Annotated in this window: 29 protein-coding genes and 1 riboswitch; of the genes, 13 read left to right on the top strand and 16 right to left on the bottom strand. The window is 59.4% G+C overall.

Annotation, left to right across the window (positions count from 1 at the left end; genetic code table 11):
- Nucleotides 1-53 precede the first annotated feature (53 nt).
- Entirely contained in the window at nt 54-311 is a 258-nt protein-coding gene (locus tag Q8N04_05770) for a hypothetical protein (GenBank protein MDP3090165.1), read from the top strand.
- 39 nt (nt 312-350) lie between these two features.
- The gene (locus Q8N04_05765) at nt 351-833 is read left to right on the top strand and encodes a hypothetical protein (GenBank protein ID MDP3090164.1); all 483 of its coding nucleotides are present in this window, start codon (nt 351-353) and stop codon (nt 831-833) included.
- Nucleotides 834-841: 8 nt separating this feature from the next.
- Here Q8N04_05765 and Q8N04_05760 read toward each other — a convergent pair whose 3' ends face one another.
- The 5 genes from Q8N04_05760 to thiC all read right to left on the bottom strand — a co-directional run bounded on the left by Q8N04_05760 (nt 842) and on the right by thiC (nt 5,762).
- Nucleotides 842-1,933 carry an aminomethyltransferase family protein gene (locus Q8N04_05760; protein MDP3090163.1) on the bottom strand — a complete coding sequence of 364 codons (1,092 nt, stop codon included), beginning with the start codon at nt 1,931-1,933 and terminating at the stop codon, nt 842-844.
- The gene (locus Q8N04_05755) at nt 1,930-2,313 is read right to left on the bottom strand and encodes a histidine kinase (GenBank protein MDP3090162.1); all 384 of its coding nucleotides are present in this window, start codon (nt 2,311-2,313) and stop codon (nt 1,930-1,932) included. Before Q8N04_05755 ends, Q8N04_05760 begins: the two co-directional genes overlap by 4 nt.
- Nucleotides 2,314-2,319: 6 nt before the next feature.
- Nucleotides 2,320-2,835, bottom strand: a complete 516-nt coding sequence (locus tag Q8N04_05750) for a tetratricopeptide repeat protein (protein ID MDP3090161.1) — start codon at nt 2,833-2,835, stop codon at nt 2,320-2,322.
- A gap of 140 nt (nt 2,836-2,975) precedes the next feature.
- Complete coding sequence (locus Q8N04_05745; protein ID MDP3090160.1) at nt 2,976-3,776, bottom strand: sulfide-dependent adenosine diphosphate thiazole synthase; 801 nt, start codon at nt 3,774-3,776, stop codon at nt 2,976-2,978.
- 138 nt (nt 3,777-3,914) lie between these two features.
- Nucleotides 3,915-5,762 carry a phosphomethylpyrimidine synthase ThiC gene (gene thiC, locus Q8N04_05740; GenBank protein MDP3090159.1) on the bottom strand — a complete coding sequence of 616 codons (1,848 nt, stop codon included), beginning with the start codon at nt 5,760-5,762 and terminating at the stop codon, nt 3,915-3,917.
- Between the two features lie 156 nt (nt 5,763-5,918).
- A riboswitch (TPP riboswitch) is annotated at nt 5,919-6,021 on the bottom strand.
- Between the two features lie 141 nt (nt 6,022-6,162).
- On the opposite strand from thiC, the gene nadA reads away from it, so the two are divergent.
- From nadA to lspA, 3 genes are all read left to right on the top strand, one after another.
- Nucleotides 6,163-7,266: a quinolinate synthase NadA gene (gene nadA / locus Q8N04_05735; protein ID MDP3090158.1), complete on the top strand. Its 1,104-nt coding sequence runs from the start codon at nt 6,163-6,165 to the stop codon at nt 7,264-7,266.
- A gap of 142 nt (nt 7,267-7,408) precedes the next feature.
- Nucleotides 7,409-10,222, top strand: a complete 2,814-nt coding sequence (gene ileS / locus Q8N04_05730) for an isoleucine--tRNA ligase (GenBank protein ID MDP3090157.1) — start codon at nt 7,409-7,411, stop codon at nt 10,220-10,222.
- Complete coding sequence (gene lspA, locus Q8N04_05725) at nt 10,219-10,755, top strand: signal peptidase II (protein ID MDP3090156.1); 537 nt, start codon at nt 10,219-10,221, stop codon at nt 10,753-10,755. Before ileS ends, lspA begins: the two co-directional genes overlap by 4 nt.
- Before the next feature lie 97 nt (nt 10,756-10,852).
- On the opposite strand, the gene Q8N04_05720 is transcribed toward lspA, so the two are convergent.
- Nucleotides 10,853-11,728, bottom strand: coding sequence for an undecaprenyl-diphosphate phosphatase (locus Q8N04_05720; GenBank protein MDP3090155.1), 876 nt, complete (start codon nt 11,726-11,728; stop codon nt 10,853-10,855).
- Nucleotides 11,729-12,006: 278 nt separating this feature from the next.
- Between Q8N04_05720 and Q8N04_05715 the strand changes: the two genes are divergently transcribed.
- The 4 genes from Q8N04_05715 to Q8N04_05700 all read left to right on the top strand — a co-directional run bounded on the left by Q8N04_05715 (nt 12,007) and on the right by Q8N04_05700 (nt 16,180).
- Entirely contained in the window at nt 12,007-12,711 is a 705-nt protein-coding gene (locus Q8N04_05715) for a hypothetical protein (GenBank protein ID MDP3090154.1), read from the top strand.
- Between the two features lie 147 nt (nt 12,712-12,858).
- Entirely contained in the window at nt 12,859-14,145 is a 1,287-nt protein-coding gene (locus tag Q8N04_05710; GenBank protein ID MDP3090153.1) for an efflux RND transporter periplasmic adaptor subunit, read from the top strand.
- A gap of 59 nt (nt 14,146-14,204) precedes the next feature.
- On the top strand, nt 14,205-14,945 hold the full coding sequence (locus tag Q8N04_05705) for an ABC transporter ATP-binding protein (protein ID MDP3090152.1): 741 nt from the start codon (nt 14,205-14,207) through the stop codon (nt 14,943-14,945).
- The gene (locus Q8N04_05700; protein MDP3090151.1) at nt 14,945-16,180 is read left to right on the top strand and encodes an ABC transporter permease; all 1,236 of its coding nucleotides are present in this window, start codon (nt 14,945-14,947) and stop codon (nt 16,178-16,180) included. The genes Q8N04_05705 and Q8N04_05700 overlap by 1 nt, the downstream gene beginning before the upstream one ends.
- 76 nt (nt 16,181-16,256) lie before the next feature.
- Here Q8N04_05700 and Q8N04_05695 read toward each other — a convergent pair whose 3' ends face one another.
- The 6 genes from Q8N04_05695 to Q8N04_05670 form a co-directional block, all read right to left on the bottom strand.
- Nucleotides 16,257-17,504, bottom strand: coding sequence for a DUF3391 domain-containing protein (locus Q8N04_05695; GenBank protein ID MDP3090150.1), 1,248 nt, complete (start codon nt 17,502-17,504; stop codon nt 16,257-16,259).
- Between the two features lie 93 nt (nt 17,505-17,597).
- Entirely contained in the window at nt 17,598-18,170 is a 573-nt protein-coding gene (locus tag Q8N04_05690) for a RusA family crossover junction endodeoxyribonuclease (GenBank protein ID MDP3090149.1), read from the bottom strand.
- A gap of 9 nt (nt 18,171-18,179) precedes the next feature.
- Nucleotides 18,180-18,620, bottom strand: a complete 441-nt coding sequence (locus Q8N04_05685; GenBank protein ID MDP3090148.1) for a hypothetical protein — start codon at nt 18,618-18,620, stop codon at nt 18,180-18,182.
- A gap of 14 nt (nt 18,621-18,634) precedes the next feature.
- Nucleotides 18,635-18,832: a helix-turn-helix domain-containing protein gene (locus Q8N04_05680; protein ID MDP3090147.1), complete on the bottom strand. Its 198-nt coding sequence runs from the start codon at nt 18,830-18,832 to the stop codon at nt 18,635-18,637.
- 107 nt (nt 18,833-18,939) lie between these two features.
- Nucleotides 18,940-19,284, bottom strand: a complete 345-nt coding sequence (locus tag Q8N04_05675) for a zinc ribbon domain-containing protein (protein ID MDP3090146.1) — start codon at nt 19,282-19,284, stop codon at nt 18,940-18,942.
- A 2-nt stretch (nt 19,285-19,286) separates the two neighbouring features.
- On the bottom strand, nt 19,287-20,102 hold the full coding sequence (locus Q8N04_05670) for a ComF family protein (GenBank protein MDP3090145.1): 816 nt from the start codon (nt 20,100-20,102) through the stop codon (nt 19,287-19,289).
- 145 nt (nt 20,103-20,247) lie between these two features.
- On the opposite strand from Q8N04_05670, the gene Q8N04_05665 reads away from it, so the two are divergent.
- Complete coding sequence (locus Q8N04_05665) at nt 20,248-20,946, top strand: ABC transporter ATP-binding protein (GenBank protein ID MDP3090144.1); 699 nt, start codon at nt 20,248-20,250, stop codon at nt 20,944-20,946.
- On the top strand, nt 20,943-21,872 hold the full coding sequence (locus Q8N04_05660; GenBank protein ID MDP3090143.1) for a dihydroorotate oxidase: 930 nt from the start codon (nt 20,943-20,945) through the stop codon (nt 21,870-21,872). Before Q8N04_05665 ends, Q8N04_05660 begins: the two co-directional genes overlap by 4 nt.
- A 2-nt stretch (nt 21,873-21,874) precedes the next feature.
- On the opposite strand, the gene Q8N04_05655 is transcribed toward Q8N04_05660, so the two are convergent.
- Nucleotides 21,875-22,144 carry a LuxR C-terminal-related transcriptional regulator gene (locus tag Q8N04_05655; protein ID MDP3090142.1) on the bottom strand — a complete coding sequence of 90 codons (270 nt, stop codon included), beginning with the start codon at nt 22,142-22,144 and terminating at the stop codon, nt 21,875-21,877.
- A 167-nt stretch (nt 22,145-22,311) separates the two neighbouring features.
- Here Q8N04_05655 and Q8N04_05650 point away from each other — a divergent pair, with 167 nt between their 5' ends.
- On the top strand, nt 22,312-24,924 hold the full coding sequence (locus Q8N04_05650; GenBank protein MDP3090141.1) for an ABC transporter permease: 2,613 nt from the start codon (nt 22,312-22,314) through the stop codon (nt 24,922-24,924).
- A gap of 141 nt (nt 24,925-25,065) precedes the next feature.
- Complete coding sequence (locus tag Q8N04_05645; GenBank protein MDP3090140.1) at nt 25,066-25,200, top strand: DUF433 domain-containing protein; 135 nt, start codon at nt 25,066-25,068, stop codon at nt 25,198-25,200.
- A gap of 234 nt (nt 25,201-25,434) precedes the next feature.
- Here Q8N04_05645 and Q8N04_05640 read toward each other — a convergent pair whose 3' ends face one another.
- From Q8N04_05640 to Q8N04_05630, 3 genes are all read right to left on the bottom strand, one after another.
- Nucleotides 25,435-25,740, bottom strand: a complete 306-nt coding sequence (locus Q8N04_05640; protein MDP3090139.1) for a HigA family addiction module antitoxin — start codon at nt 25,738-25,740, stop codon at nt 25,435-25,437.
- Nucleotides 25,741-25,751: 11 nt separating this feature from the next.
- Nucleotides 25,752-26,030, bottom strand: a complete 279-nt coding sequence (locus tag Q8N04_05635; protein ID MDP3090138.1) for a type II toxin-antitoxin system RelE/ParE family toxin — start codon at nt 26,028-26,030, stop codon at nt 25,752-25,754.
- A 534-nt stretch (nt 26,031-26,564) separates the two neighbouring features.
- A partial coding sequence (locus Q8N04_05630; protein MDP3090137.1) for an IS630 family transposase occupies nt 26,565-26,705 on the bottom strand: 141 nt, incomplete at its 5' end.

Here is a 26,705-nt window from a genome sequence, read left to right as displayed (position 1 = left end):
GGCCAGTTACCGTACCAATTCGGTTCGGGCCGGTCGGCAGGAGTGTTCCCACTATGCTGTTCCAGGTGTTGTCGGTTGTCGGCGCTCTCATGGTGCTGACCGCCTACGCCTTGATCCAAAGCGGGATCTGGCGTGAACTGGATGCGGGCTATCTGGCCTTGAACATCATCGGGTCGCTGCTGCTGGGCATCGTGGCGATCGAGGATCAGCGGGCAGGGTTCATCTTGTTGGAGTTTGCCTGGGCCGGGCTCGGGTGTATCGGGGTCGTGCGGGCGATCAAGGCACGGAAAACAGCGGACGCAGTCTTATAAATCACGTCGGATAGCACGACACAGAGGGGAGATTACGTCATGGCAGGGTTGATGTCAGCAGACGAAGTGTATCAGAGAGCGGAAGATGCGGCGGCAGCGGCGACGAGCCCGGATGAAAAAGCGTTGCAGATCGATTATCAGGCGCTGAAGGAAAAATTCCGCGCGGCCCTGGGCGATCGCAAAGTGGCCTTGTTCCATATCAATAAGTTTTTGCCGGAAGGGTACGAAGATCAGGGCCGGTTCAATCTGGTGTTGCTCACCGCCGGCAATGTCGTGTTCGACATCGTCATCGGCGATTCCTACTTCCGGTACGACGTGGTGCCGGTCGGACAGTTGGATAAAGTGCAGGTGATCGATGCGATGTGGGACAACAAGGAAAAGCGCAAGGAAGAGCCGTTCCTGAGCCTGCGTTTGATGCACGGCGAAGAAGCGCATCTCTTGCTGGCGCTGGACGACGCAGAGCGGGCCAGCTTGCTGAAGTTTGCCGGTGCCGTGTCGGCTGCGAGAAGTCCCGAGAAGTAACGATTCTGTTAGGCGCGGCGGTAGAAGGGTAAATCCGCTACCGTCGCGTCGTGCTTCTTGCCTTCGACCTCGATCGATAACGCTGTGCCCGCCGTACTGAAGTCTCTCAATGGAAATCCGAGCGCGATGATGCCGTTCTGATGCGGTGACGTCGTGGCGCTGCTCATCCAGCCCACTTCACGGTCTCCGCTGAACAGCTTGGCGCCTTTGGGTGGAATCGTCGCATCGCGTAACACGAGACCGACGAGCTTTCGTCGCACATTGCCGTAGGTGTCCATTCGCGCCACGACTTCCTGGCCGGGATAGCATCCTTTGGTGAGGCTGAAGGCTTTGCCTTCCAGGTTGGCTTCCGGCGGGACAATTTCCTCGTTCAGTTCAGAACCGGCTTTCGGGATACCCGCTTCCATGCGAAGAGCTTCACGGGCCTGGCTTCCCACGGCCTTGATGCCGCTGGCCGCGCCGGTTTCCATGAGGCTGGTCCAGGCAGTCGCGACCGCATCGGCAGGAAGCAGAATTTCCAGATCGATCTCGCCGGTTTCTTCGGTTCGAATCACAAGGGCCTGCTGTCCGCCGAGCTGGGCGGTCACAAAGTTGATCGGTTGCAGATCGCCGCAGTCGATGCCAAAGGCTGATTTTACGGTCTGCGCCGCTTTGGGCCCGCTGACCAACAACAGCCCCCAACTCTCTGCGCAGTTTTCCATCTTGGCCTTTGTGCCGTAGAGGAGAAACTTCTTGAGCGCGGCATGAGTTGCGTCGCCGATTTCCCCGACGTCTTCGAGCATAACGGCGTCGGTCTGCAGGTAGCAGCGGAAGTAGGTGAGCATTTTCCCCTTGTGCGTTAGAAAGCTGGAGTAGCGGCCCTGGCCGGGCTGCAGGGGAAGGATGTCGTTGCTGATGACGCTCTGCAGCCACTTCACTCGATCGTCGCCGGTGACTCTGACCTTGCCGCGATGGGAAAGGTCGGCGACGCCGACGGCCTGCCGGACCGCTCGGTATTCCGCACGCCAGTCTCCGTAATGGGCGGGCATCTCCCAGCCGGTGACCTCTTCAAACGTGGCGCCGAGTTGGACATGCTGTGCGTGCAGACGGGATTGTTTCATCGGACGCCCTTCTGTACTTCGTCGACCAGATCTTTGGTCCGGGCCGAGAATTCATTTCGCGAGACGATTTTCGTGACTCCCAGTGCCTTGGCCCTGTTCCAGGTGTCCACTTCCTCATGGTTCGCGTAGGCAAGAATGGGAATGGATTTCGACCGGGGATCGGCTTTCAGCGTTTCGATGGCCTGAAAGGCGTCGAGGGTCAGATCGTTCATGTCTAGAATCACGGCTGCCGGGGCCGTGGCCGCAGTTTTCTCGGCAATGTCCTGCTGGGCTCGGGCCTTCTCGATGCGATAGCCGCCGGTGCGCAAGGCGTCGCGGACTTTGGTGTAGAAAAAGATATCGGTCACGGCGACGAGGATCGTGCGTTCGGTGTGGTCCATGTAATCCTAATTTAAGGAACTGATCAGTCGTCCCAGCGATTTCTTTGCGAGGGCATAGTTCGGGTTGAGCGTGAGGGCTTTTTTGTAGGCGTCGATGGCCTCGGTCCAGCGGCCCTTTTTCTCGTAGACCCGGCCGATATTCAAATGTGGGAAGGCCGGGCTTTCATAACGTCTGGCCTGCATGGCTTTCTGAAACCAGACGATCGCTTCGTCGAAATCGCCTTTTTCGATCAGATAGGCGCCGATGTCGTTGTAGGGGTTGCCGAAGTCGGGGTCCTGCGCGATGGCGTTGTGACATTCCTCGATGGCGTCATCGAGCCGTCCCATGAAACTATAGGTCCAGCCGAGAAAGGTATAGGCCTCGGCTGTGGGATGCACGGCCAGCGATTTCTTGTAGAGATTGACGGCCTCTTCCAGGTCGCCTTTCATCTGGCGTTCGTAGGCCTGCTGAAAGAGGTGCCAGGCTTCGCGCTTGTCCTCTTCACGGCCTTGGCCTTGCTCTAAAAAATCTTGTACATCCATAATCGGCTTCTGAAAAACGCCTCCAGCGGCGTTCTCGGTCGTTCAGTCGACTCGACGTACCGGAAACGTACGCCTCGTCGATTGTACTCCCTGCGGCCTTGCTGGAGACATTTTTGAGAAGCCGCAGGAGACGGGTTTGACTATTCGTTCTTCAGCTTCTTCTTGATCAACTCTGCGCCGTAACGCCCTGAGAGCAACATCGAGCCGAAGGCCGGGCCCATGCGGGGCGTCCCGTAGACGGCTGCCACGGCCAATCCGATGACGAAACAGTTGGGATAGACTTCGCCGGTCCGGTCCATGATTTCCTGCTCGGACTGCGCGACCCACATGGCCCCGTTGCCGGGGATGGCCTTGTGCAGGTTTCGCTTGTGCAGGAGTTCCACGACGATGGCATCGTGCCCGGTGGCATCCACCACGATCTTGCTCTCCAGCGCGATGGGATCGACGTGGATGATGTCGTGGCCGGCCATCTCGGCGGTGGTGTTGTTCACGACGATGCCTTCGAGGATGCCGTCTTTTCTCAAGATCAAATCGACCACCCGGGTGAGGTTCAGGACCTTCGCTCCGCCGCGATAGGCAGCGGCGACGAGTGCGCCCGTCGCATGCGGGGGGTCGACCATATACATTCCCTCGCACTCATTGATCTTCTTGCAGGGTACGCCGATTTCTTCGAGGATTTCATTGGCCGGCTCGCAAATGGTGGCTTTGTTCATCAGATAGCCGCCGTGCCAGAAGCCGCCGCCGAGCGCGAGGCTCTGTTCGACGACGAGCGTGCGGAAGCCCATCTGCGCCAGGTCGTGGGCGCAGATCAGCCCAGAGGGGCCGGCGCCGACGATGATGACGTCGCTCTCGATGAGGGAGTCGAATTCTTTATAGTATTCCCGCGCGATCTGCCGGGTAATATCTCGTTCGCGTAACGGTGCTGGTTGGGGCTTAGGCATATCGTTCTCCATCTAGCGGCTGCTGAAAATGGCCTCCAGCTTCGTTCTCGGCTCGGCCAAATCTTCAACGTACCCCTGAGGGTACGCCTCCGGTTTGGTCTCGCCTGCGGCCTCGCCGGAAGCTCATTGTGAGCAGCCTTATCTATAAATTTCAGATCCGGATTTCTTAAACTCTTCCGATTTTTCTTTCATGCCGATCTGGATCGCTTTTTGTTCATCCACCTGCAATTGCGCGGCATAGTCCCGGACGTCCTGCGTGATCTTCATCGAGCAGAAGTGCGGCCCGCACATGCTGCAGAAGTGTGACACCTTCGCGGCGTTATCCGGGAGTGTTTCGTCGTGGAAATCCTTGGCCGTGTCGGGATCGAGCGAAAGGTGGAATTGATCTTCCCACCGGAACTCGAAGCGGGCTTTCGACAGGGCGTTGTCCCTGATTTGGGCGCCGGGATGTCCCTTGGCCAGGTCCGCCGCATGGGCCGCGATCTTGTAGGTAATGACGCCGGTCTTCACGTCTTCGCGATCCGGCAGACCCAGGTGCTCTTTCGGCGTCACGTAGCAGAGCATCGCGCAGCCGTACCAGCCGATCATCGCCGCGCCGATGCCGGAGGTAATGTGGTCGTAACCCGGCGCAATGTCGGTGGTGAGCGGGCCGAGCGTGTAGAAGGGGGCCTCGTGGCATTCCTTCATCTGTTTTTCCATGTTGACCTGGATCATGTGCATCGGCACGTGGCCGGGACCTTCGATCATCACCTGCACGTCGTGCTTCCAGGCGATCTTGGTCAGTTCTCCCAGCGTTTCGAGTTCGGCGAACTGGCCTTCGTCGTTGGCGTCGGCGATGGAGCCTGGCCGCAGCCCGTCGCCAAGGCTGAACGACACGTCGTAGGCCTTCATGATGTCGCAGATCTCTTCGAAGTGGGTGTAGGCGAAGTTTTCTTGATGATGCGCCAGGCACCACTTGGCGTGGATCGATCCGCCGCGGGAGACGATGCCGGTCATGCGTTTCGCAGTCATCGGCACATAGGCGAGGCGGACGCCGGCGTGGATCGTGAAGTAATCCACGCCCTGTTCGGCCTGTTCGATGAGCGTGTCGCGGAAGATCTCCCAGGTCAGGTCTTCGGCCTTGCCGTTCACCTTTTCGAGGGCTTGATAGATTGGAACCGTGCCGATGGGGACCGGCGAATTGCGGATGATCCATTCGCGGGTCTCGTGGATGTTCTTGCCGGTCGAAAGGTCCATGACTGTGTCGGCGCCCCAGCGGATCGACCAGATCATCTTCTCGACTTCTTCTTCGATGGACGAGGCGACGGCGGAGTTGCCGATGTTCGAGTTGATCTTCACCAGGAAGTTGCGGCCGATGATCATCGGCTCGGTTTCAGGGTGGTTGATATTGTTGGGGATGATCGCGCGGCCTCGCGCGACTTCCTCGCGCACAAATTCCGGCGTGATGACCTTCGGAATGTTGGCGCCCCAGGCCTGTCCGGGATGCTGGGCGATGCCGCCGCCATGCCCGTTGCGGGACGCGAGTTCGCGCGCCACTTCGCGGGACTGGTTTTCTCTGATCGCGATGAATTCCATCTCGGGCGTGACGATACCCTTGCGGGCATAGTGAATCTGGGTCACGTTCTGTCCGGCTTTGGCGCGGAGCGGTTTGCGGATATGTTGGAAGCGCAGTTCGTCAAGCTTCGAATCGGCCTTGCGCATCCGGCCATATTGCGAGGAGACGTCCGACAGCTCTTCGACATCCGCCCGGTCCAGCACCCACTGGCGGCGGAGCGGGGCAAGCCCGGCGCGCGCGTCGATGGTGACGGAGAGGTCGGTGTAGGGGCCTGAGGTGTCGTAGATGGTGATCGGTTCGTTCGGCGTCGGCGCGCCGCCGTTCATCGATTTGGTCGGGCTGAGGCTGATTTCCCGCATCGGCACGCGCACGCCGGGATGGGCGCCGCTCACGTGAATCTTGCGCGACGCCGGGAAGGGCGCGGTCGTCAATGTGGCTGCGCTGTCCTTTGTATCTTGGCCGTTTGATCCATTCATAGTACCCATGGGGATCCCTTTCCTCGTGCCTCTCGTCTATGGGCGGAGCCGGTGATGCAAAAAAAAACCGCACCTGACAGGAGGGGTGCGGCTGAAAGTCGTTCCGGTGACCCGGCGACGTGTCCGCTTCCCTACGCTGGTATTACCCAGGTCAGGTTGTGAGGGTCGTCCGATCATTCGGACTCTCAGCCTGATGGCCCCCCTAGCTATGGGAAGATCGTATGCTCGGCTCCGGTCGTTGTCAACGGGCTAATAGCCCTACCGGGCTGCTAGGCCTTCTTCACGAAGCCGGTTCGTTGATTGTGGAGAGGGGCTAACGTAGAATCCACTCTTCCGGATTATTGCTGAGGTGTGTGTGAAAACAACGGCGACGATACCTAAACCGATTACCGACTATCAGGGCCTTACCTCTGAGGAGCTCTTTCGCCGAACGGCCGAGGCGAAGCGTGCCTTGGGCGACCGGGTCATGATTCTGGGCCATAACTACCAGCGGGACGAAGTCATTGAGCATGCCGATTTTCGCGGCGATTCGTTGTTGCTGTCGAAGCTGGCGGCGGAGCGCTCCGAACGGCCGTATATCGTGTTCTGCGGCGTTCATTTTATGGCGGAAACCGCGGATATCCTGAGCCGGTCGCAACAAACGGTGATTCTTCCTGACATGGCCGCCGGTTGTTCGATGGCGGATATGGCGGCGATCGAGCAGGTCGATCAATGTTGGGAGACATTGGGGCGCATCCTGCCGGTGGAAGAGACGGTGATGCCGGCGGTCTATGTGAATAGCGCCGCGGTCCTCAAGGCGTTTTGCGGCGAGCATGGCGGGATTACCTGCACGTCATCCAATGCCAGAGCGGTCATTGAATGGTGCTGGGCCAGACGCGAGAAGATTCTTTTCTTTCCCGATGAACATTTGGGCCGCAATACGGCCAACAAGATGGGGCTGCCCCGCGAGCAGATGATTGTCTGGGATCCGTTTCAACCCAACGGCGGCAATACCCGCGAAGCGATACAGAAGGCGAAACTGATTCTCTGGAAAGGGCACTGCAGCGTGCACCAGATGTTTCAGCCGGTCCATATCGATAATTTCCGGAAGCAGTTTCCGGACGGCAAGGTGATCGTCCATCCGGAATGCCATGAGGATGTGGTGAACAAGGCGGATCTCTCAGGATCGACCGAGTTCATCATCAAAACCGTCACGGCGGCGCCGGCCGGTACCGCCTGGGCGGTGGGTACGGAACTGAATCTGGTGAATCGCTTGAAACGCGATCTGACCGACAAGAAGGTGTTCTTCCTCTCTTCCACCGTCTGCCAATGTGCCACGATGTTTCGCATCGACGGCGCGCATCTCTGCTGGGCTATGGAAAACCTCGCCGACGGCCATGTGGTGAACCACATTGTGGTGCCCGATGAAGATAAGCGATGGGCGAAGATTGCGCTCGAGCGCATGATGTCCGTCAGTTGAGGCTTTTGGCTAGTGGCGCGAGGCAAGTGGCGAGCGGTTTGGGTCAACGGAAAATTGAGATTGCTACCGGTTCCCCCCTCCTGTAAATTCCCTCTTTGCCCATTGCCTCTAGCCACTGGCCTCGTGCCTACGAGTTTGACATATGGACTATAAGTCGACGCTCAATCTTCCCAAGACCGATTTCCCGATGAAGGCCAACCTGCCGCAGCGGGAGCCGGAGATGCTGGCCTGGTGGGCGCAGGAGAAGCTGTATGAGCAGATCCAGGCAGCCGGCCAGGGGCGGCCTCGCTACGTGTTGCATGACGGCCCTCCCTATGCGAACGGGCGCATTCACATCGGCCATGCGCTGAACAAGATTCTCAAAGACATCATCGTGAAGTCCAAGACGATGGCGGGCTTCCAGGCGCCCTATGTGCCGGGCTGGGACTGTCACGGTTTGCCGATCGAGCATCAGGTGATGAAGGAGTTGGGCGACAAGAAGAAAGATTTGGACACGCCGGCGATCCGCAAGCTCTGTCGCGAATATGCCGAGAAGTACGTCGCGATCCAGCGCGAGGAGTTTCAGCGGCTTGGCGTGTTGGGCGAATGGCAGCAGCCCTATCTCACGATGACGCCGGCTTACGAAGCGTCGATCATTCGCGAGTTCGGAAAGTTTGTGGAACGAGGCGGAGTCTACAAAGGGCTCAAGCCGGTGTTGTGGTGCACGCAGGATCAAACGGCGCTGGCGGAAGCGGAGGTCGAGTACGACAACCATACCTCCCCCTGGGTCTATGTGAAATTTCCGATCGTGACGTCGCCGTCGGTGCTCAGCGCGACCTTCCCCGGCATCGCCTTCCCTGAGGGCATCAAGTCGGTCTCGGTCGTCATCTGGACCACCACGCCCTGGACGCTTCCGGCCAATCAAGCGGTTTGTCTCCATCGCGACTTCGACTATGCCTTCGTTCAGGTCGGCGACGAGCTGCTGGTCGTGGCCGAAAAACTCCTGGACAGTGTGGCGAAGGAGTGCAAGCTCGAAGGCTATCGCGTCGTCGGGGTGAAGAAGGGCGGAGAGGGTTTCGAAGGATTGGAAACGCAACGGCCGCTGACGACCGGCCTGTCGCCGATTCTGCTCGGCGACTTTGTGACGTTGGAGCAGGGAACGGGCTGTGTGCATATCGCGCCGGGCCACGGGATGGAGGACTACATCCTGGTCCTGAACCACAACGCGGCTGCGTCGGTCGGGGAGAAGCTGGAGATTCTGGCGCCGGTCGATAACGGCGGGAAGTTTACGGACGTTGTGAAGGAGTTCGCCGGTCAGCATGTGTTCAAGGCCAATCCGAAAGTCGTGGAATTCCTTCAGGCCAACGGGCGGCTGCTGGGCCATGGCTCGCTGAATCACTCCTATCCGCATTGCTGGCGCTGCAAGAGTCCGGTCATCTTCCGGGCCACCGAACAATGGTTCGTCTCGATGGACCAGAACGATCTGCGCAAGGAAGCGTTGGCGGAGATCGAGCGGGTCCAATGGATTCCGGCCTATGGCCGTGATCGCATCAACGGCATGATTCAAAACCGGCCGGACTGGTGCCTCTCGCGCCAGCGGGTGTGGGGTGTGCCGATTCCCGGATTTACCTGCGCGGGTTGCCGGACCGTCGTCGCCGATCCAACCATTATCGAGCACGTTGCCGGGCTCATGGAGTCGAAGGGCGCGGATGTCTGGTTCGAGCGATCGGCCGCAGAGTTGCTTCCTGCGGGGATCGCCTGCGCGAAGTGCGGCGGGACGACCTTTGAAAAGGAGCGGGACATTCTGGATGTCTGGTTCGAGTCCGGCGTGAGCTTCGCCGCTGTGCTCAAGCCGAGGAAGTGGTGGCCGGCTGATCTGTATCTCGAAGGGTCCGACCAGCATCGGGGGTGGTTCCATAGCGCGTTATTGGCCGGAGTGACCACCGATCGCCGCGCGCCCTACAAGGCCGTGCTGACTCACGGATTTGTCCTTGATGGGCAGGGCAAGAAGATGTCTAAGTCGGCGGGGAATGTCGTCGCGCCGCAGGATGTGATCAAGCAATCTGGCGCAGAGATTCTGCGTCTGTGGGTGTCGGCGCAGGACTATCGTGACGATCTCAGAATCTCGCCTGAAATCCTGACCCATCTCATTGAGGCCTACCGGAAGATCAGAAATACCTGCCGCTTCCTGCTGAGCAATCTGTATGACTTCGATCCGGCGAAAGACCGCATTCCCTGCGAGCAGTTGCCTGAGCTGGATCGGTGGGCCTTGCATCGGCTGAGCGAGCTGATCCCACGGGTGCGGAAGTCCTATGACGACTTTGAGTTTCATACGATCTTCCATGCGCTCAACAACTTTTGCTCGGTGGATCTGAGTTCCGTCTATCTCGACATTCTGAAAGACCGGCTCTATACGTTCAGGACCGATTCTCCGTTGCGCCGCGGGTCGCAGACGGTGTTGTTTGAGACCGTGATGGCCATGACGAAACTCATGGCGCCGATCCTGAGCTTCACGGCGGAAGAAATCTGGCGGGTGGTGTCTGCGCAGGTGCCCGGAGGTCTCGGTACGCAGAGTGTGCATCTGGGCTCGCTCCCGGAGGTTGACCCGAAGTGGCGGGATGCGGAACTGGCCGCACGCTGGGAGACGTTGCTGGGTTATCGCAGCCAGGTGCAGGGGGTGCTTGAGGCGAGCCGCCGCGACAAGGTGATCGGATCGTCGCTTGAAGCGCACGTTCAGCTTGAGGCGGATGCCAAGGCCTATCAGTTCCTGAAACCTTACGAGAAAGATCTCGGGACGATCTTCATCGTGTCGAAGGTGACGCTGTCGCAGGGGGCCGCAGGTCAGGCAGGGATCCAAGTGTCGGTGGCCAAGTCATCGGCCGGCAAATGCGAACGCTGCTGGAATTACCGCGAGGCGGTCGGCGCGGATACGGAACATCCGACACTCTGCGACCGGTGTGTGGAGGCGATCCGTTGAGCGCCTTCACTTTGCGCAATCTGGTTCTGGCTTCGCTGACGGGCAGCGTCATCGTCACCGATCAGCTGTCGAAGTTGCATATCATGCAGACCATGCGACTGCATGAATCCATTCCGATTATCCCCAATCTCTTCAGTTTGACCTATATCCGCAATCCGGGCGCTGCATTCGGATTGCTGGCTGGGAGCAGCAACGCCTTCCGGATGGTATTCTTCGGGCTCACATCGATTTTTGCGCTGGTGCTGCTCGGCACGATTCTCTACCGCATGCCGGAACGGGAGTGGATGGGGCGTTTGAGCGTGTCGGCGATTCTCGGCGGCGCGATCGGTAACCTCATCGACCGGCTGCGGTTCGGCGAAGTGATCGACTTTCTGGACGTGTATGTCGACAACTACCACTGGCCGGCGTTCAATGTGGCGGATTCCGCGATCACGGTCGGGGTGATCTTTCTGATCATCCACTTCATGTTTGAAAAGCCGGATGTCCCGCCGGTGGTGCCGGAGACTCCCTCAGTTCAGACCCCCGGCACGTAACGAGTCGTTTTTGTCAGTTTCCTGCAGTCTTCCCGTCACCACAAGACATCCTAGTGTCTCGTTCGCGATTCACGCGGAACGATGTAGAGGACGTCGCTTAGCGTACGACTAGAAACACGAGGATGCCGAGGGCAATACGGTAGTAGGCGAACACGCGCAAGGTGTGGCGCTGAACGTAGGTCAGGAAGGCTGCGATGACAGCCCAGGCGACGAGGAAGGAGACGAGCATGCCGATGCCCAATGCCACATAGTCTGCCTGATTGAATGTGGCCTTGGCCTTCAGCATTTGGTAGGCAGTGGCGGCGATGATCGTTGGTAAAGCAAGAAAGAAGGAGTACTCGGTCGCGACTTTCCGGTCGAGTCCGGCGAGCAAGCCGCCGATGATCGTTGAACCGGATCGTGACATGCCGGGAATGAGCGAGGCACATTGGGCGACGCCGACCCAGAAGGCGGACGTGATCGAAACTCGGTCCAGCTGGGTGGTCTGGATTGTCGGCTGCCGGGCTTCGACCGCGAGAATAATGAGTCCGCCGATGATGGAGGTTGCGGCAACGGTCTGGGGCGTGAACAGCACGGATTTGATCCATCCGTGCGCGAGGAAGCCGACGCCGGCGGCCGGGAGGAAGGCCAAACCGAGCCCGATCACAAACCACAAGTGAGGATGAGCCTGCATGGAGGCCCGGATGAGCGCCTTCCATGTGGGATGTTGGCCGCTCCGTTGCAACGTCTGCAAGGCCGCGTGCTCTTGCCACGCGCCGGAGAGGAGGCGGCCGATTTTTTCCCGTTCAAAGACGATGACGGCGAGAATGGCGCCAAGCTGAATCGAAATCTCTGCGTTGGCTGCGGCATCTCCGGTGAATCCCAATGCGTGGCCTACGAGGATCAAATGCCCGGTTGAGGAGACCGGCAGAAATTCCGTCAGCCCTTCGACAATGCCAAGGATTACCGCTAAGGCAGGGCCCCATTCAGTCATGACGTTCCTGTTTCGAACAGTGTGCTTGTGGAGAGTACGTATCGTTGCGATCATCACAGAGCTATCGGTTGTCGTCAAGCTCACAGGTGCTTCTTGCCGGTGGCTCTGCATCGATCGAGGTTCGCGGCGACAGCTGCAAATAAGTTGACAAAGAGGGACTGTTGGCATACACACAATTTGAATGAGTAGGGCATAGCCGGGAGGCAACGGATGCATGCCGGCAGAGAGCACCGGTCCCGTTCACTAATACGTGGTTATTGTAAGAGGGGGAGGTTTGTATGAGACGTGAGTGGATCTTGTCAGTGCTGGTGGTTGTGGCCATGATGACCAGCGGGTGCGTGGTTTCGAATAAGAAATATCAGGACGCGCTGGCGGAGGCGGATAGCGCGAAGATGGAACTGGAAAAGACGCGCCAGCAGAAGAACGCGATGGAGCAGCAGGTGAAGACGCTGAAGGAGCTGAACGTCAAGTTCGGCGGCGAGGCGCAAGCGGCTCGTGACGAACTGCAGCGCATCGAGCATGGGCGAGATAAAGAGCGTGGGTCGCTCGACACGCGGACGAAGGAGTTGGAAGATAAGCTGAAAGCGGTGTCCTCCCAGAATCGGAACGTGCGGGCGGAGTATGAGGATGTGAAGCGACACAATGAGACGCTGAAGTCGTTGGTCGCCCGCTATCAGAAGGAGCTCAAGGACCGATCCCGCTCGGTGACCGGTTCACTGACGCCGTCCGCGCCACTTCCTCCGCTTCCGGGGGCAGCCTCGACGGCTCCGGCGCCGAGCGCTCCCGCGGCCGGCTCGGCGGCGATGAATGTGAACAAGGCGTCCGCGAGCGATATGGTGTTGTTTCTGGGGCTGAAGAAGGACGAAGCCGATCGGATCGTCACGAATCGTCCCTATCGTGTGAAGGGCGAATTGGTCGCCAAGAACGTGGTGCCCAAGGAGACCTTCGACATGATCAAGGATCGTATTTCCGTCAGCCCGTAACTGTTTGCAGGGGCGATGATGCGGTCGATGAGGGCCGTTCTCCCGTCAGGGGGAACGGCCCTCGTGCTTTCGGAGGCTGTCGCGGGATGATTCGTCCCGCAGCTTCCTGCTATGATGAATGCACTCTGGTCAGGCAAGGATTAGCTTATGCGACGACTCGGGATTGTGCTCGGCATTGTAGCGGTGGGGCTTGCCATCGGCGGGTATGTGTTCTTCACCGGAGAGCGCAAGGTGCCGGTGCGCTATCGGACCGCCGCCGTCGAACGGGGTTCTATCGTTTCTATCGTGAGCGCAACGGGCACCATCAATCCGGTCGTGTCCGTGCAAGTCGGCTCGCAAGTTTCCGGCATGATCAAAAGTCTCCACGCGGACTTCAATTCGCGGGTGAAGGCCGGCGACATCGTGGCGGTGATCGATCCGGAACCGTTTAAGGCCCGTCGGGATCAAGCTGCGAGTAATCTGGAAATGGCGAAAGCGAATGTGGCCCGCGCCAAGACGGATGGAGCGCAGCGTAAACGCGAACTCGACCGGGTCCGCTCTCTGATCGATCAGAATTTTGTGTCGCAGAATGATGTGGATGTGGCTGTGACCAACGCGCAGGGCGCGGAAGCGCAGGTGCACGTGGCCGAGGCGCAAGTCAGGCAGGCGGAAGCGGCGTTGAACTCAGCGGAACTGGAATTGAAATACACCACGATCCGTTCGCCGGTCGATGGCATTGTGGTGGCCAGAAACATCGAAGTCGGGCAGACCGTCGCCGCCAGTTTTGCCACGCCGAACCTGTTTCTGATCGCGCTCGATTTGACGAAGATGCAGGTGGATACCAATGTGAGCGAGTCGGATATCGGCGGGATTGCCGAGGGAAAGGATGCGACGTTTTCCGTGGATGCCTATCCCGGCGTGCGGTTTTCCGGATCGATCCGCCAGGTGCGGTTGGCTCCGATCAATGTGCAGAATGTGGTGACGTACAATGTTGTGGTGGCCGTCGACAATCAAGACCTGCGTCTGAAGCCGGGGATGACGGCGAATGTTTCCATTGTCGTGGCGCAACGAGAGCAGGTGCTCAAGGTGCCGAACGCTGCGTTACGCTTTACGCCTCCCAAGAGCGAGCGGGCAGAAGGCGGATCGGCTGAAGGAAAACCGGCCAAGGCTGAGGGGCGACCGGCTGCGAGCCGAGCGTCATCCGGCGCTATGGAGACCGGAGCCGCCGCACGTAAAGTCTGGAAACAAGATGAGTCCGGCGAGCTGGTCTCCGTGTCGGTTCAGACGGGGATTTCCGATGGCGTGGCGACGGAGATTGTCGGCGGATCCCTCGGGGAGCAGGATACGGTCATCGTGGGGCTGGATGTGCCTCGAGCGAATCGCCAAGGGAGCGAGCTGCCACCCGGCTTCGGTGGCGGCGGCGGACAGCGCCGCACGCGTGACCGGGGTATGTAGTGGTCATGACTCACTTCGTGCACGGTGTGATCGAATGCCGCTGACAAGGCAGGGCGCTCATGGATAGTGGACATGGCCGGCCGGTTTCGTTGATTCAGTGCGAAGACCTGTGGAAAGTGTATCGCTTAGGCGATGTGGAGGTGCAGGCGCTTCGCGGGCTGAATCTCACGGTCGAGCAAGGCGAGTTTGTCGCGATCATGGGTTCATCGGGGTCAGGGAAGTCGACGCTGATGAACATGTTGGGTTGTCTGGATCAGCCCACCAAGGGCCATTATTGGCTGAACGGCGTCGATGTTGCGGCGCTTCGCGCCGATGAGCTGGCTGAGATCCGGAATCGGCAGATCGGGTTCGTTTTTCAAAGCTTCAATCTGATCCCCCGCACCAGCGCCTTGGAAAATGCGCAGCTTCCGCTCTTCTATCGCGGCCTCTCTCTTCGCGAGCAGCGAACGCTGGCGGCGGCGGCGTTGGAGCGGGTGGGATTGAAGGGCCGCGAACAGCACTATCCGACGCAATTGTCCGGCGGGCAGCAACAACGGGTGGCCATTGCCCGCGCATTGGTCACGACGCCATCCCTCTTGTTGGCCGACGAACCGACCGGAAATCTGGATACAGAATCGAGCCGGGAAATCATGACGATCCTCGATCGGTTGAACAAGGAAGAAGGCATCACGGTTATCTTAGTGACTCATGAACCCGATATCGCGGCCTATGCTGCCCGTGAAATCGTGATTAAAGATGGGCAGGTGCTTACCGATCGGCATACCAAGCCCGGGCATCCGTCCCCTCTGGTGGGGCGCTGATGCCGGCATTTCTCCTCCTCACGCTCATGACGGCGATCCGTATCCTCAGCCGCAACCGGCTCAGGGCCGGGCTGACAATGTTGGGGATCGTCATCGGGGTTGGTGCCGTGATTGCCATGGTCAGTATCGGAGAGGGAGCCAAGGCGGCGGTGCAGGCGCAAGTCGCCAGTATGGGAACCAATGTCATCATCGTGCTGCCGGGGTCGACGACTGTCAGCGGCGTGCGGGGCGGACAGGGCGGCGCAGTCACGCTGAATGTGTCCGATGCGCTGGAGATGAAGAAGCGCATCCCGTTGCTGCAAGATACCGGGTGGGCGAAGCGTGATGTCATGCAGATCGTCAATGGGAACAAGAATTGGAATGGGTCCGTAAATGGAGTTTCCCCCAGCTATCTGACGATCCGCGACTGGTCGTTTACCAGTGGTGGCCCATTTACGCAGGTCGATCTGGATGCCGCGGTGCGTGTGGCGCTGGTCGGGCAAACCGTGGTGGAAAATCTGTTTGAGGCGGGTGAGGAGCCGGTCGGGTCCGTCATTCGGATCAAGAATGTGCCGTTTCGTGTGATCGGGGTGCTTGCACCGAAGGGCCAATCGGCCCAAGGATCGGATCAGGACGACATCGTGTTTATCCCCTTCAGCACCGCGGAGCGGAAAGTCTTTGGGACGCAGTTCATCGGATCGGTCGGGGCCTTGTTTGCCACGACGGAGCGGCAGGAGGATCTGTTTGCCGCCGTCGATCAGATTCGTGAGTTCTTGCGGGCCCGGCATCGGCTCCAGGCCGAACAGGGCGACGACTTTACGATCCGCACGCAGGTCGATATTGGAAAAGTTCAAGAAGGCACGAGTCAGACGTTGACGGTGATGCTGCTCTCCATTGCGGCAGTTTCGCTGCTGGTCGGCGGCATCGGCATTATGAATATTCTACTGGTCTCCGTGACGGAGCGGACGCGGGAGATCGGCGTTCGGATGGCGGTGGGGGCCAAGCGGCGGCATATCCTCATGCAGTTCTTGATCGAGGCCATGACCTTGAGTGTCGTCGGCGGGACGCTGGGAATTGTCGTCGGGGTGGTGGGTGCGAGGCTGACGACCGTTATCGCGGGGTGGCCCACGATCATTTCCGGCGATACCGTGATCGCGGCGTTTGTCTTCTCGCTCGCGGTCGGTCTCTTTTTCGGTCTCTATCCAGCCAATAAAGCGGCTCGGCTCAATCCGATCGACGCGTTACGCTACGAGTAGCGATCGATTTCAAATCGTCTATCGTCTTCATGTGCAGGGGGTATCGGCGACGTTGCTGGTGCGTGTTCTGCCAGGGCTAGGCGGCTTGTGACGCGCTGGCGGGATGGGCGGGTTCCTGGGAGTCCAGCACCTTATCGATAGCCCGTTCGGGCGTGACATTGACTTGGTCTGACAGGTCGACAACGAAAGGGGTTGGTGCCTCATTCCCGTTGGGAGTATGGGTGATTGTGACGACAGGTCGATGCAGCGCTGACGGATTCAACTCCGTCACAACAGCCTTTTCGCTCGTGTTCAACTGCACGCGGCTGTGAACCGGGTAGATGCCGATCAGCTTGATAAAGCGCGACAGGATGACCTGATCGAACGCCCCGTCCTGGGATTCTCGGAAAATCCGTTGCAGCGCTTGATGGGGTGCCAGCGGCGACGCTCCGCCGAATCCGGTGATCAACTCATCGTAGTAATCGGCAATCATCAGAATGCGCGAGCGTTCCGACGTAAACTCGCCTTTGGTGCCTTGGGGATAGCCCGAGTCATCGAGGCGGATATGGTGCTCCCCGATCATTTGCAAGACTCTGGTTTCGAATCCCCCTTGCCGTTCAAGCGCGAGAATACCCAATCGGGGATGCGACTGGAGCAGTTGCCGGTCTTGCCGTGAGGGCGGATGGGAGGTGTTGGCGCTTCGCTGAATGATCGGTGCGGGAATCTGGAGCAGGCCGATGTCGTGAAGCAGCGCGGCCATGGCCAGTTCCTGGAGTTCGAGCGGGTTATAGCCGAACGATTGTCCGACGACGAGCGACAAGGTGCAGGTTGAAAGCGCATGGTGGCTCAGGGACGAATCTCCTGCCCGTTGCTGGCTGAGCGCCATGAAGATGGCTGAATTCTGGAGGGTTCGTGTGACGATTGCGACTTCCTGCACGGCTTCGGCTGCCAACTGAGGGTCAACGGATCCCTGTTCTGCAATAGACGAGAAGACCGAGTGAACGGCTTGCTCCAATTGCTTTCTGGCAACCAGAGCTTGGGCATACTCTTCGTTCAGCTGGGTCAACGGCTTGGGAACCAATTTCGATGGAGGTGCCTGCGGCGTCAGCGTCATCTCTTGCGAGGAGATCAGCGGGTCGAGCGTACCCACCGTTTCAACATCATCCCCGCGGGACAGATCAATAACGATGCGCTGGGCTCCGGCGCGGCGCAGCTTCTCAATTTGAATCGTGTGTTCGATGGGCAACGAGCGCCGGAGAAACGGCGATCGAAACCAGGACAGGTCGATCTTCGCAACGTACATCCCGACGCGGAGTTGATCGATCGAAATCGTCTTTGTGGCCATGGCTATGGATACGGCAAATAGTTAAAAGAGTTCACACTCTTATCGGTTGTGCCTGCGGGAATCTAAAGAGGGGTGCTGGATATATTGGGACTGCTATTGGGTAGCCAGGGAGAGGGCAATCTGAATCCGGGGATTGGTTCGATCGACATCCTTATAGAGATGGGTTTCCACTATGCGATTGTCATTGAGGCCGATCCCTTCGCAGAGGGCATCCTGGGCGATTTTGAGTCCGCCGTCGACATCGCGTCTGAGGGGCGAGGTGAAATAAAACCGAATGGAGAGGGCGAGAGGTTCCGATTGAAGCCGATGCATCAGCACTCGCTTGTGGGGAGATTGAGACAAGGCCAGCCAGAGCTGCTGCCCGACATGTTGCTTATACGTTCGACCTGCCGAAGACAGGACCCGGCGGCCCTGAACCGTGGCGTACTGATGGTTGATGCTGGGTGGAACCGGCAGCGTGATCGCGATGGATTCGGCCGTCACAACTGCAGAGGGCACCGGGATTTGAAGCGGCGCTCGGGGACGCGCTTGTCGAACTGTTGGGGGTAGATTGGCAACGGACGGCTGTTTCGAAGCTGGTTCGGCTTTGGCGGCCGGTCGATAGGAGACGACGCGAACGGGGACTTTTGAACGATGGGAGCCCGTGTGACGTCGTCCGGCAGGCATGGAGCGAACTTACAGCAGGTTCTGAATCTTCGACATGTTCTGTTCGTAGCGGTCTTCGGTGCGGGCAATGTAGCGGCGCCACTCGCTGGGATTCCAGACTTCCATTCGGTGATACATCCCGACCAGAATGATTTCGAGATCTTCATCCAAGGGAATCTGTTTCCGCAAGCGGCCGGGAATGAGGATGCGGCCGGTCTTGTCGATTTCTGATGTGCCTGCCTCGGACACGACAAAGTGCATGAACAGGCGGCTTTGGTCTTCATCGAGTGTCGTCTTGGTCCGGTCGAGGACCTTTTCCCATTCCTTCAACGAATAGATGAGGAGGGATTGTTCCGGGCCCTTGAGGAAGGTGACGGCCTGGCCGTCGGCTTCAATCTGCTCGCGGATCGGGGAGGGGACGATGAAACGCCCCTTCTCGTCGACTTTGCAGAGATATTCGCCAGCGAACATAGATCGATCCTAGTTTATGACGGGAGGGCGGTTCTGGTCCGGTCGCGGATCCACTGCTCCAGATCCGAACGTACGAATCGCCATTCTTTCCCAAGCTTGAAGGCTGGAATCTGTCTGTTCTGTATATAGCGATAGAGGGTGCGGGTCGTAATCTTCAGGTACAGACACGTCTCCGACACCGTCATCAATTCGCTCTTCGGGGCTGTCCCCATCGTCCCACCTGTTCTGAGAAGGTCTGTTTCTCATAAGACTCCAGAAGATAAGGGCTATTTTAGTGAGTGAGGGCGGATTGTCAAGTAAAAATACATGACAATGCCTGTCATAGACTGTCAGTGCTACCGTTATCGGAGGTCCCGCTATCGGCCGAATCCATCATGGCCTCGACATCCTGTTCGACGTCCTCACCCATCTCGACTCCCATGTGTTTCATGAAGCGGGACATTGACTCCGGATCGTTCTCATCCAGTCCGTCGAAGTTGTCCGGGGCTGAAAGGGAAGCAAGCCGGGCCTCATCGGACTTTGGGGCGGAGAATCGGGAGAGGAGGCGGTCCACAGACTGGCTCCCGCACTGTTTGCAGGCCGGCGGGGTCGAGCTGGCCAGGCTCAGCACCAGCAAGGTGCTTCGCTTCCGACAATCGCGGCAAAGGTATTCGTAGATCGGCATGGCTATCCCCTCAAGACTCCTAGGAGACCGGTGGCACGTTGGGCCAGGATTCGGTCAGGCACGACACTCGACTCGATCGTTCGTGCCAGGGTGAGGACGAAGACGGCCTCTGCTCCGGCTGTTCGAAGTACCTTGGCACATTCGTTTGTCGTCGTGCCAGTCGTAAAGACGTCATCGATCAGCAGGATACGTTTCTGAGCGATCGACTCCGGTCGGCGGACTGCAAAGGCCCGGCGAAGATTCTTCATCCGTTCTTTTCGCGACAACGTGCTTTGGGGTTCTGATGGAACGGTTCGAACGAGATTGGTGAACGAAAGGGGGAGATGCAGGTGTGTGGCCACCTGATCGGCGAGCAGCAGCGATTGATTGAATTCACGCTCTCTCAAACGGGTGGGATGCAACGGGACCGGGATGACGAGGTCGGCATCCAACGAAGCAGGGATGGCTGCGATCATTAAGCGTCCCAGCGGCTTGGCCAGCGAGACTTTCCCTCTGTATTTGAACAGGCAAATAGCGTCTTGCAAAGGCGGCAGATAGGGATACAGAGTCCAGGCTTTCACATAGGCGGGTGGGCGAACCGTGCAGTGGTGGCAGCGATGGGTGGGGCTGTAGGTGAGTGCGACGGGCGAGGGGAGCGGACGATCGCATTGCGAGCAGCGAGCCAGCCTGAGCGGAGCGACGGTGTCCCAGCAGCTCGTGCAAAACAGCGGGACGGGATCGGTCGTGAGCGGCACTCCACATGTGGCACAGTCAGCCGGCAGAATAAATCTGACGGCGTGCCGTATCAGGCCAGGCAGTTTCTGAGGCCACGATTCCATCTTGCGCCACTCTCAGACAGGGAGAGATGCGGCTGGTTGTAGGATAGGAACGGGCGCCTGTCAAGGTTGTGGGGTTCTAAATGGTTGTGTTATACGAGGACGATCGTTCTACATGGCATTGCAGAATCTGAGGTGTGTTGCAGACATGGTGAAGCTGGCCCGGTTATCCAAGACCTATGAGCGTGGCGAGGCTGCGGTGGCGGCGCTGCATGAGGTGAGTCTCGATGTCGGACGCGGCGAGTTCTGCGCGTTCGTCGGGCCCAGCGGTTGCGGGAAGAGTACGTTGCTGAATCTGGCAGGCGGCCTCGATCGGCCTTCGTCCGGAGAGCTCTATCTCGACGGGCGGGCGACTACCACATTTACCAGTCATGATTGGACGGTGGCGCGGCGGGAACTGATCGGCATCGTGTTCCAAGCGTTTCACTTGGTTCCAGGGCTGACGGCTTTGGAGAATGTCGCGCTGCCATTGATGTTGCGCGGAGACGGCGGCCGGTCAGTCGCACAGCGGGTCGAGGAAGTGCTGGAGCTGGTCCATATGGGGCATCGGAAGCATCATCGTCCCGGAGAATTGTCGGGTGGCGAGCAACAACGGATCGCGATCGCCCGGGCGCTCGCGCATCGGCCGAAATTGCTTCTGGCTGACGAACCGACCGGCAATCTCGACTCCCATCAGGGGGCAGAGATCATGACATTGATTCGATCGCTGACGAAAGCAGGCGACGTCACGGTCTTGCTGGTGACGCATAGCCAGACTGCCGCGCAATGCGCGGACTATACCTGGACGATGCAGGACGGGCGGCTTGTTGCGCGCGCACCATCGACGGCTTTAACGGGGGTAGCATGACGGATCTCTCGACGACGATTGCAGGGGTGAAGTTTCCCAGCTGTTTCATGAACGCGGCCGGCGCGCTCTGTGTCACGCGGGACGAACTGGTGGCGCTGGGCACATCGCGCGCAGGGGCGATTGTCACCAAGTCCATGACCGTCGAAGCGCGCCAGGGGAATCCGGAGCCCCGGTACTACGGCTTTCCGGGCGGCTCGATCAATTCGATGGGCTTGCCCAATCTCGGCTATCGGGCCTATGCCGAACTCATTCCCGAGTTGAAACAGTTCGGCAAGCCGGTCATTGCGAGCGTGGCGGGGCTGTGCGAAGACGATTTCCCGACGATCGCGGCCGCCATCAATGCAGCGAAGCCCGACTTGATCGAAGTGAATCTCTCCTGCCCGAATATTCCCGGCAAGCCGCAGATCGGCTATGACCCGGAGGCGTCCGAGCGTCTGCTCAAGCGGGTGCGCAAGGTTATCACCGTCCCGATGGGTGTGAAGCTGCCGCCTTATTTCGATCCGGCGCACCATGAGGTGATGGGGAAGGTGATCGGCCGGTGCGAGGTCGACTTTCTCAACATGATTAACTCGGTCGGCAACGGCCTCGTGGTCGATCCGGAGCGGGAAGAAGTCGTCATCAAGCCGAAGGGCGGGTTCGGCGGGTTGGGCGGCACCATCATCAAGGCCGTGGCGCTCGCGAATGTGCGGGCCTTCTACAAAATCTTCCAGGGAAAGATTCCCATCATCGGCACCGGCGGCGTCATGCACGGAGTCGATGCCTTCGAGCACTTCCTCTGCGGAGCGTCGGCGGTGCAGGTCGGCACGGTTCTGGTTGAAGAGGGGCTTGGCGCCTTCGGACGGCTGGAGACGGAACTGGCGGCGCAGCTGAAGAAGAAGGGCTACGGATCAGTGACGGAATGTCGGGGGAAGGTGAAAGAGCTGTGACGCTATTTCAGGCCGAAGTTGCGTGGCAGTAATCCTTGCTGAAGGCCTTGGCGAAGCAACTGCGCCACGTTTCGGACATTCAGCCGCCGCATCAGATTGAAGCGATGCACCTCGACGGTGCGGATGCTGATCGCCAGTGTTTCCGCAATTTCCCGATTCGTATGGCCGAGGGCGACCATCTTCAGGATTTCCCGTTGCCGGGGGGTAATGGAGAACTCGGCCTTCGGGCTCCGGTCTATCTGAAGTGCGTTGTTCCCTCGACTACGTGCCATGTGTGACTCCCGATCAAATGTTCCTCGTCAATCTAGCAAAGGGTCGGCGACCTGTAAACGAAACGGCCATTCTGCGCAGCCCGTAAATCATTCGTGCGTGCAGGTGTTTCCCGTCACCGTGGTTCTACGTAAGTGCGAACAGCAATCGGATCTCTAGGAGCCGCACAATGGCCTGGTTGAACGTCGTCGCGCTTCTGCTGTGGTCCCACATGACCCAACGGCCGTTCCGGACGGTGCTTACGATTGTGGGCGTGGCGCTGGGCGTGGCGGCCTCGGTGGCGGTGCGGACGGCCAATGTGGAGGTGCTGCACTCGTTCGAGCAGGCCGTGCTGACCGTTGCCGGACCAACCACCTTGGAGGTCTCCGGAGGAGACTTCGGGCTGGATGAACAGCTGATCGCGAAGGTGCGGGACGTACCGGGCCTGACGTCTGCGTCGCCGGTGATCGTGCAGACGGCGGTGCGGCTCGATGCCGGGCGTCCGGCTGGAGCGGCACAAGTCATTGGACTGGATCTCCTCGCCGAGTTCGATACCCGCGGCTTTCGAGTGATGCCGGAGCAGGGTGACAATCCGCTCGCGGACTTGCTGAAAGCCGACAGCCTCTATATCGGGAGAAAATTAGCGGCGGAGTGGCATCTCGAAAAGGGTAGTACGGTCCAGCTCCAAGTCGGCCCCCGGCAGGTCCAGGCGCGGATTGCCGGTGTGATTCAGGACCGGGCCGACCGGGTCTCGTCCTGGGATCGTCTAGCCGTGATGGACATCGCCGCCGCTCAAGTTCTCTTTGACATGGTCGGAAAGCTGGACCGGATCGATCTGGTGACGAATCCGGAGGTTGAGATTGACGCGGCGGCGCAGGCCGTGCGCGCCGTTGTGCCGCCGCATGTCACGGTCGAGCGGCCGGCGAGCCGGACGCAGCAGGTCGAGCAGATGGTGCGGGCGTTCCGATTGAATCTCACCGTCCTGAGTTGGGTCGGTCTGCTGGTCGGTATGTTTCTCATTTACAACACGATGGCGTTCGCCGTGGCGCAGCGCCGCCGCGAGATCGGTATCTACCGTGCGATTGGGATGACCCAGACACGCGTGGCCGGGCTCTTTCTGGCTGAGGCGGCTCTGTTCGGGCTGCTGGGTGGAATTGCCGGGAGTGTGGGCGGAATTCTGCTGGCGCAGAAACTGGTCATACTGGTCAGCCGGACGATCTCGGATCTCTATACCCCGGTGAGTCAGGGGACCGCATCCTGGTTCGACGTAGCTGAACTCTGGCAGGCCTCTGCTGAAGGGATTCTGATCGGCTGTCTTGTCTCCATGATCGGAGCGATCGGGCCGAGCCTCGATGCCAGCCGCACCGCCACCGTGCGGGCATTGGCACCTGGCGACTACGAGAGCAGCCGACAGGTGCGGGTAGGGGGATTGGCGGTTGGCGGGATCGGGTTGCTCGTTCTAGCCGGGCTGCTTGCTTTTGCCGGGCCGCTGGGCGGAGCGCCGATTCTGGGCTATCTCGCGACATTCTGTTTATTGGCTGGACTGTCGTGCCTTGCTCCGCTCTGTGTGACAGGCTGGAGAAAACGAATTCTCCAGAGCGAACGTCTTGCCGGCGCGCAGGGCGCGATGCGAGAGATTGCTGTGGAGCATGCAGCGAGGAACCCGGGCCGGAACGGCGTGACGGTCTCTGCCCTGATGGTGGGCCTGGCGATCATGATCGGCGTGCTCATCATGGTGCGCAGTTTTCGGCACACCGTCGAAGTCTGGATCAACGAGACCGTGATCGCCGATATCGTCGTGGCTCCCTCGACCTGGCTGCGGGAGGCGAATAGCGGGAACGGCACGAAGAGTCTGCCCCCAGGCTGGCGCGGCGTACTGGCCGCAATCCCCGGCGTGGCCGAGGTGGATACCTATCGGGATGTGCGGGTGGAGGTGAAGGGGCAGCGCGTGGCGATCGTCTCGCGCGATCTGCGGTTGCATGCCAGGCGCAGCCAGTATCTCGTCCGTCAGGGGAGTTCCACCGACCGGTTGAATCAGGCGGTCGAGAGCGGCGGGATCATCCTGTCTGAAGTGCTGGCCAACCGGCTCGGCGTTCGCGAAGGCCACTCGCTGGGGATCATGACCCCGCAAGGAGCGCGGTCGTTTCCGGTCGTGGCCGTGTTCTACGACTACGCCACCGACGGCGGAAAGTTGGTCATGGATCGCGGGCTTTATCAATCGCTCTGGCAGGACGAACTCGTGACCGTCTTCCCGATCTATCTGAACGAGGGGGCGGATAGGGAGCAGGTCAGGCAGGCGATCGCCGGCGCATTGCAGCAAGCACCGGACCGGACCCTACCACCGCTCATCATCAGCAATGCTGAGTTGCGCAAGGAAATCCTCGACATCTTTGACCGGACCTTCTTGCTCACCTATGTGCTCGAAGCGATCGCCGTGATCATTGCCATGCTCGGCATCGTGAATACACTGGTGACCTCGGTGCTGGAACGGCGCCGGGAGTTTGCCACGCTGCGCGCCATCGGCGGCAGCGAAGGGCAGATCCGGCAACTCGTTTTGTGGGAAGCAGCCTATCTGGGTGTCGTAGGCATCGCGCTGGGACTGGTCGGCGGCGGGCTACTGTCCCTACTGCTCATCAAAGTGATCAACAAGCAATCGTTCAGCTGGACGATTCAGATGATTCTGCCGTTCGGCGCCCTCGCTCAAGCCGTCGGCCTCGCCGCGGCAGCCACGCTGATCGCCGGCTACTTCCCCGCCCGCTGGGCCGCACAGCAACCAGTAGTGGAGGGGTTAAGAGAGGAATAGCGCGAATCCATCGATCTGGTCTATCCAGCGTTCGATCGGAGTGGGGGAACAGGCTAGATTCAGCTTAGTAGAGGTTGATCGATATCTTGATTGGACACTGGCAACGCTCTAGGCTCGTCCACAAGGACACGGAGATACGTGATGATCTGCAAAGAGTACATCGTCCGTGATGCGACTATCTGCGGAGGAGAGCCTGTGGTCAAAGGAACGCGGGTGACGGTACGCACGATTCTCGCCGGCCTCAAGTTGTCTGCTTATTGCACCGGACGATCCTGACCGCACAGAGACTGCCCCCCTCCCGGTATTTCCCGACTCGTGAGCAATCTTTCACCGCCGTCATCGCGCCCCCGTGTGTTCGTCTCCGCGGCATTTCGTTACCCGATGGCCGTGACAGGTTCGCAATCTCAGGCGCGAGGTGGCAGAGGAGCAGCAAGAGGAAATGTGTACAGACCACGGCAGGGGCAAGAACCGACCCCAGTTCTGACTTTCAGATTCTTCCGCAGAGCGGCATCACGCTTCGAGCACAATGGCCCGTCGTACTCTTGGCACGCCGGTCTTGCGGGCCTGCCACAAATCATACGCAGCCTGCTGTGCCACCCACACATCAGCGCGGCCTCCATTTTTCACGCCGAGCCATCCTTCTAATCGCAAGGCCATTTCCGGAGAGATCGCCGCTCGTCCATTCAAGACGCGCGACAAGGCGGCACGGGTCACCCCCAGTTGCGCCGCGGCTTGCGTCACGGTCAAGCCCAGGGCAGGCAAAATATCCTCTCTCAATGTTTCGCCTGGGTGCGGGGGATTATGCATTCGGCTCATGTGGAGTCCTCCTAGTGATAATCTTGGTAATCGATGAGGAGGACATCCCCGCCATCGAAACCAAAGGTCAGTCGCCAATTTTCGCTCACGGACACCGCATACCGGCCTGCAAGAGTGCCGGCCAATCCATGCAGCCCCCACCCCGGCACATTCATATCCGCCGCCGTTTGGGCCAGGTCAAGTCTGGCCAGTTGTCGCCCGAGCCGGGCCGCATGGTGCGGCTGGATACCCGCCTTGCTGCCTGTTTCAAAAAAGGCTTGTAGCCCCTTGTGCCGAAATGACCTAATCATACCAGAGAACTGTATAGCGTAGCGTTTCGCCTGTCAATGCTCGACACTCATCAGACCTCGTAGGCACCTGCGTGCACCAGGCGCCACACCCGTCAAATCCACACCGTGGTTCAGTCTGAACCTGCCGAGCCCTGGATGCGCGCCTTCGTCGTGATGATCGATCGCAAGCTTCGCGTCCGGCGTCCCAAGACAGAATTTCCGTAGCCGCTGATCAAGCCGGACACATCGTGCTTCTTGCATGCGCGCGCGTCGGGTTGGAGGTGACTGTGCAAAGAAAGACTCCCGGTACCTTTTTCGTTTCTCGGATTGAGGGAATTGTTGGGACTGTAGCGATTCGCTGGATTCACTGAATTGCCTGGATCATAGCGGTTCGCGGGGTTGAGGGGATTATCTAGCGCATAGGGCTGGGCTGGGTTCAGCGGGTTGTCCGGCGCGTACCGACTGGCTGGATTGAAGATCGTAAATGGCACATTTCTAGGTCCAACATTTTGCCGGGACTGCGAGTACAAATCTTAAATCCATAAACTTTCTCAGCTAGTGTCCTGTCTCCGAAGTTCGCTGACAAAATCGGGCCACGCTGGCCAGGATTTCGTCGGCGGTCTTCGTCCATGTGAAGGGTTTGGGGTGTGTATTGGTGACCGTGATGTAGTGCCGGATGGCGGCCTTGAGGGCTCG

Source organism: Nitrospira sp. (assembly GCA_030692565.1).
In the GTDB taxonomy this organism is placed as follows: Bacteria; Nitrospirota; Nitrospiria; order Nitrospirales; family Nitrospiraceae; genus Nitrospira_D.
Note: the sequence above shows the minus strand (reverse complement) of the source record. Positions and strands in the feature narration are given on the sequence as shown.

Bases quoted from the DNA above. Each gene is read 5' to 3' on its own strand.
- Q8N04_05770 (MDP3090165.1), top strand. From the start codon at position 54: ATGCTGTTCCAGGTGTTGTCGGTTGTCGGCGCTCTCATGGTGCTGACC.
- Q8N04_05765 (MDP3090164.1), top strand. From the start codon at position 351: ATGGCAGGGTTGATGTCAGCAGACGAAGTGTATCAGAGAGCGGAAGAT.
- Q8N04_05760 (MDP3090163.1), bottom strand. From the start codon at position 1,933: ATGAAACAATCCCGTCTGCACGCACAGCATGTCCAACTCGGCGCCACG.
- Q8N04_05755 (MDP3090162.1), bottom strand. From the start codon at position 2,313: ATGGACCACACCGAACGCACGATCCTCGTCGCCGTGACCGATATCTTT.
- Q8N04_05750 (MDP3090161.1), bottom strand. From the start codon at position 2,835: ATGGATGTACAAGATTTTTTAGAGCAAGGCCAAGGCCGTGAAGAGGAC.
- Q8N04_05745 (MDP3090160.1), bottom strand. From the start codon at position 3,776: ATGCCTAAGCCCCAACCAGCACCGTTACGCGAACGAGATATTACCCGG.
- ileS (MDP3090157.1), top strand. From the start codon at position 7,409: ATGGACTATAAGTCGACGCTCAATCTTCCCAAGACCGATTTCCCGATG.
- Q8N04_05720 (MDP3090155.1), bottom strand. From the start codon at position 11,728: ATGACTGAATGGGGCCCTGCCTTAGCGGTAATCCTTGGCATTGTCGAA.
- Q8N04_05715 (MDP3090154.1), top strand. From the start codon at position 12,007: ATGAGACGTGAGTGGATCTTGTCAGTGCTGGTGGTTGTGGCCATGATG.
- Q8N04_05710 (MDP3090153.1), top strand. From the start codon at position 12,859: ATGCGACGACTCGGGATTGTGCTCGGCATTGTAGCGGTGGGGCTTGCC.
- Q8N04_05705 (MDP3090152.1), top strand. From the start codon at position 14,205: ATGGATAGTGGACATGGCCGGCCGGTTTCGTTGATTCAGTGCGAAGAC.
- Q8N04_05700 (MDP3090151.1), top strand. From the start codon at position 14,945: ATGCCGGCATTTCTCCTCCTCACGCTCATGACGGCGATCCGTATCCTC.
- Q8N04_05695 (MDP3090150.1), bottom strand. From the start codon at position 17,504: ATGGCCACAAAGACGATTTCGATCGATCAACTCCGCGTCGGGATGTAC.
- Q8N04_05690 (MDP3090149.1), bottom strand. From the start codon at position 18,170: ATGCCTGCCGGACGACGTCACACGGGCTCCCATCGTTCAAAAGTCCCC.
- Q8N04_05685 (MDP3090148.1), bottom strand. From the start codon at position 18,620: ATGTTCGCTGGCGAATATCTCTGCAAAGTCGACGAGAAGGGGCGTTTC.
- Q8N04_05680 (MDP3090147.1), bottom strand. From the start codon at position 18,832: ATGGGGACAGCCCCGAAGAGCGAATTGATGACGGTGTCGGAGACGTGT.
- Q8N04_05675 (MDP3090146.1), bottom strand. From the start codon at position 19,284: ATGCCGATCTACGAATACCTTTGCCGCGATTGTCGGAAGCGAAGCACC.
- Q8N04_05670 (MDP3090145.1), bottom strand. From the start codon at position 20,102: ATGGAATCGTGGCCTCAGAAACTGCCTGGCCTGATACGGCACGCCGTC.
- Q8N04_05665 (MDP3090144.1), top strand. From the start codon at position 20,248: ATGGTGAAGCTGGCCCGGTTATCCAAGACCTATGAGCGTGGCGAGGCT.
- Q8N04_05660 (MDP3090143.1), top strand. From the start codon at position 20,943: ATGACGGATCTCTCGACGACGATTGCAGGGGTGAAGTTTCCCAGCTGT.
- Q8N04_05655 (MDP3090142.1), bottom strand. From the start codon at position 22,144: ATGGCACGTAGTCGAGGGAACAACGCACTTCAGATAGACCGGAGCCCG.
- Q8N04_05650 (MDP3090141.1), top strand. From the start codon at position 22,312: ATGGCCTGGTTGAACGTCGTCGCGCTTCTGCTGTGGTCCCACATGACC.
- Q8N04_05645 (MDP3090140.1), top strand. From the start codon at position 25,066: ATGATCTGCAAAGAGTACATCGTCCGTGATGCGACTATCTGCGGAGGA.
- Q8N04_05640 (MDP3090139.1), bottom strand. From the start codon at position 25,740: ATGAGCCGAATGCATAATCCCCCGCACCCAGGCGAAACATTGAGAGAG.
- Q8N04_05635 (MDP3090138.1), bottom strand. From the start codon at position 26,030: ATGATTAGGTCATTTCGGCACAAGGGGCTACAAGCCTTTTTTGAAACA.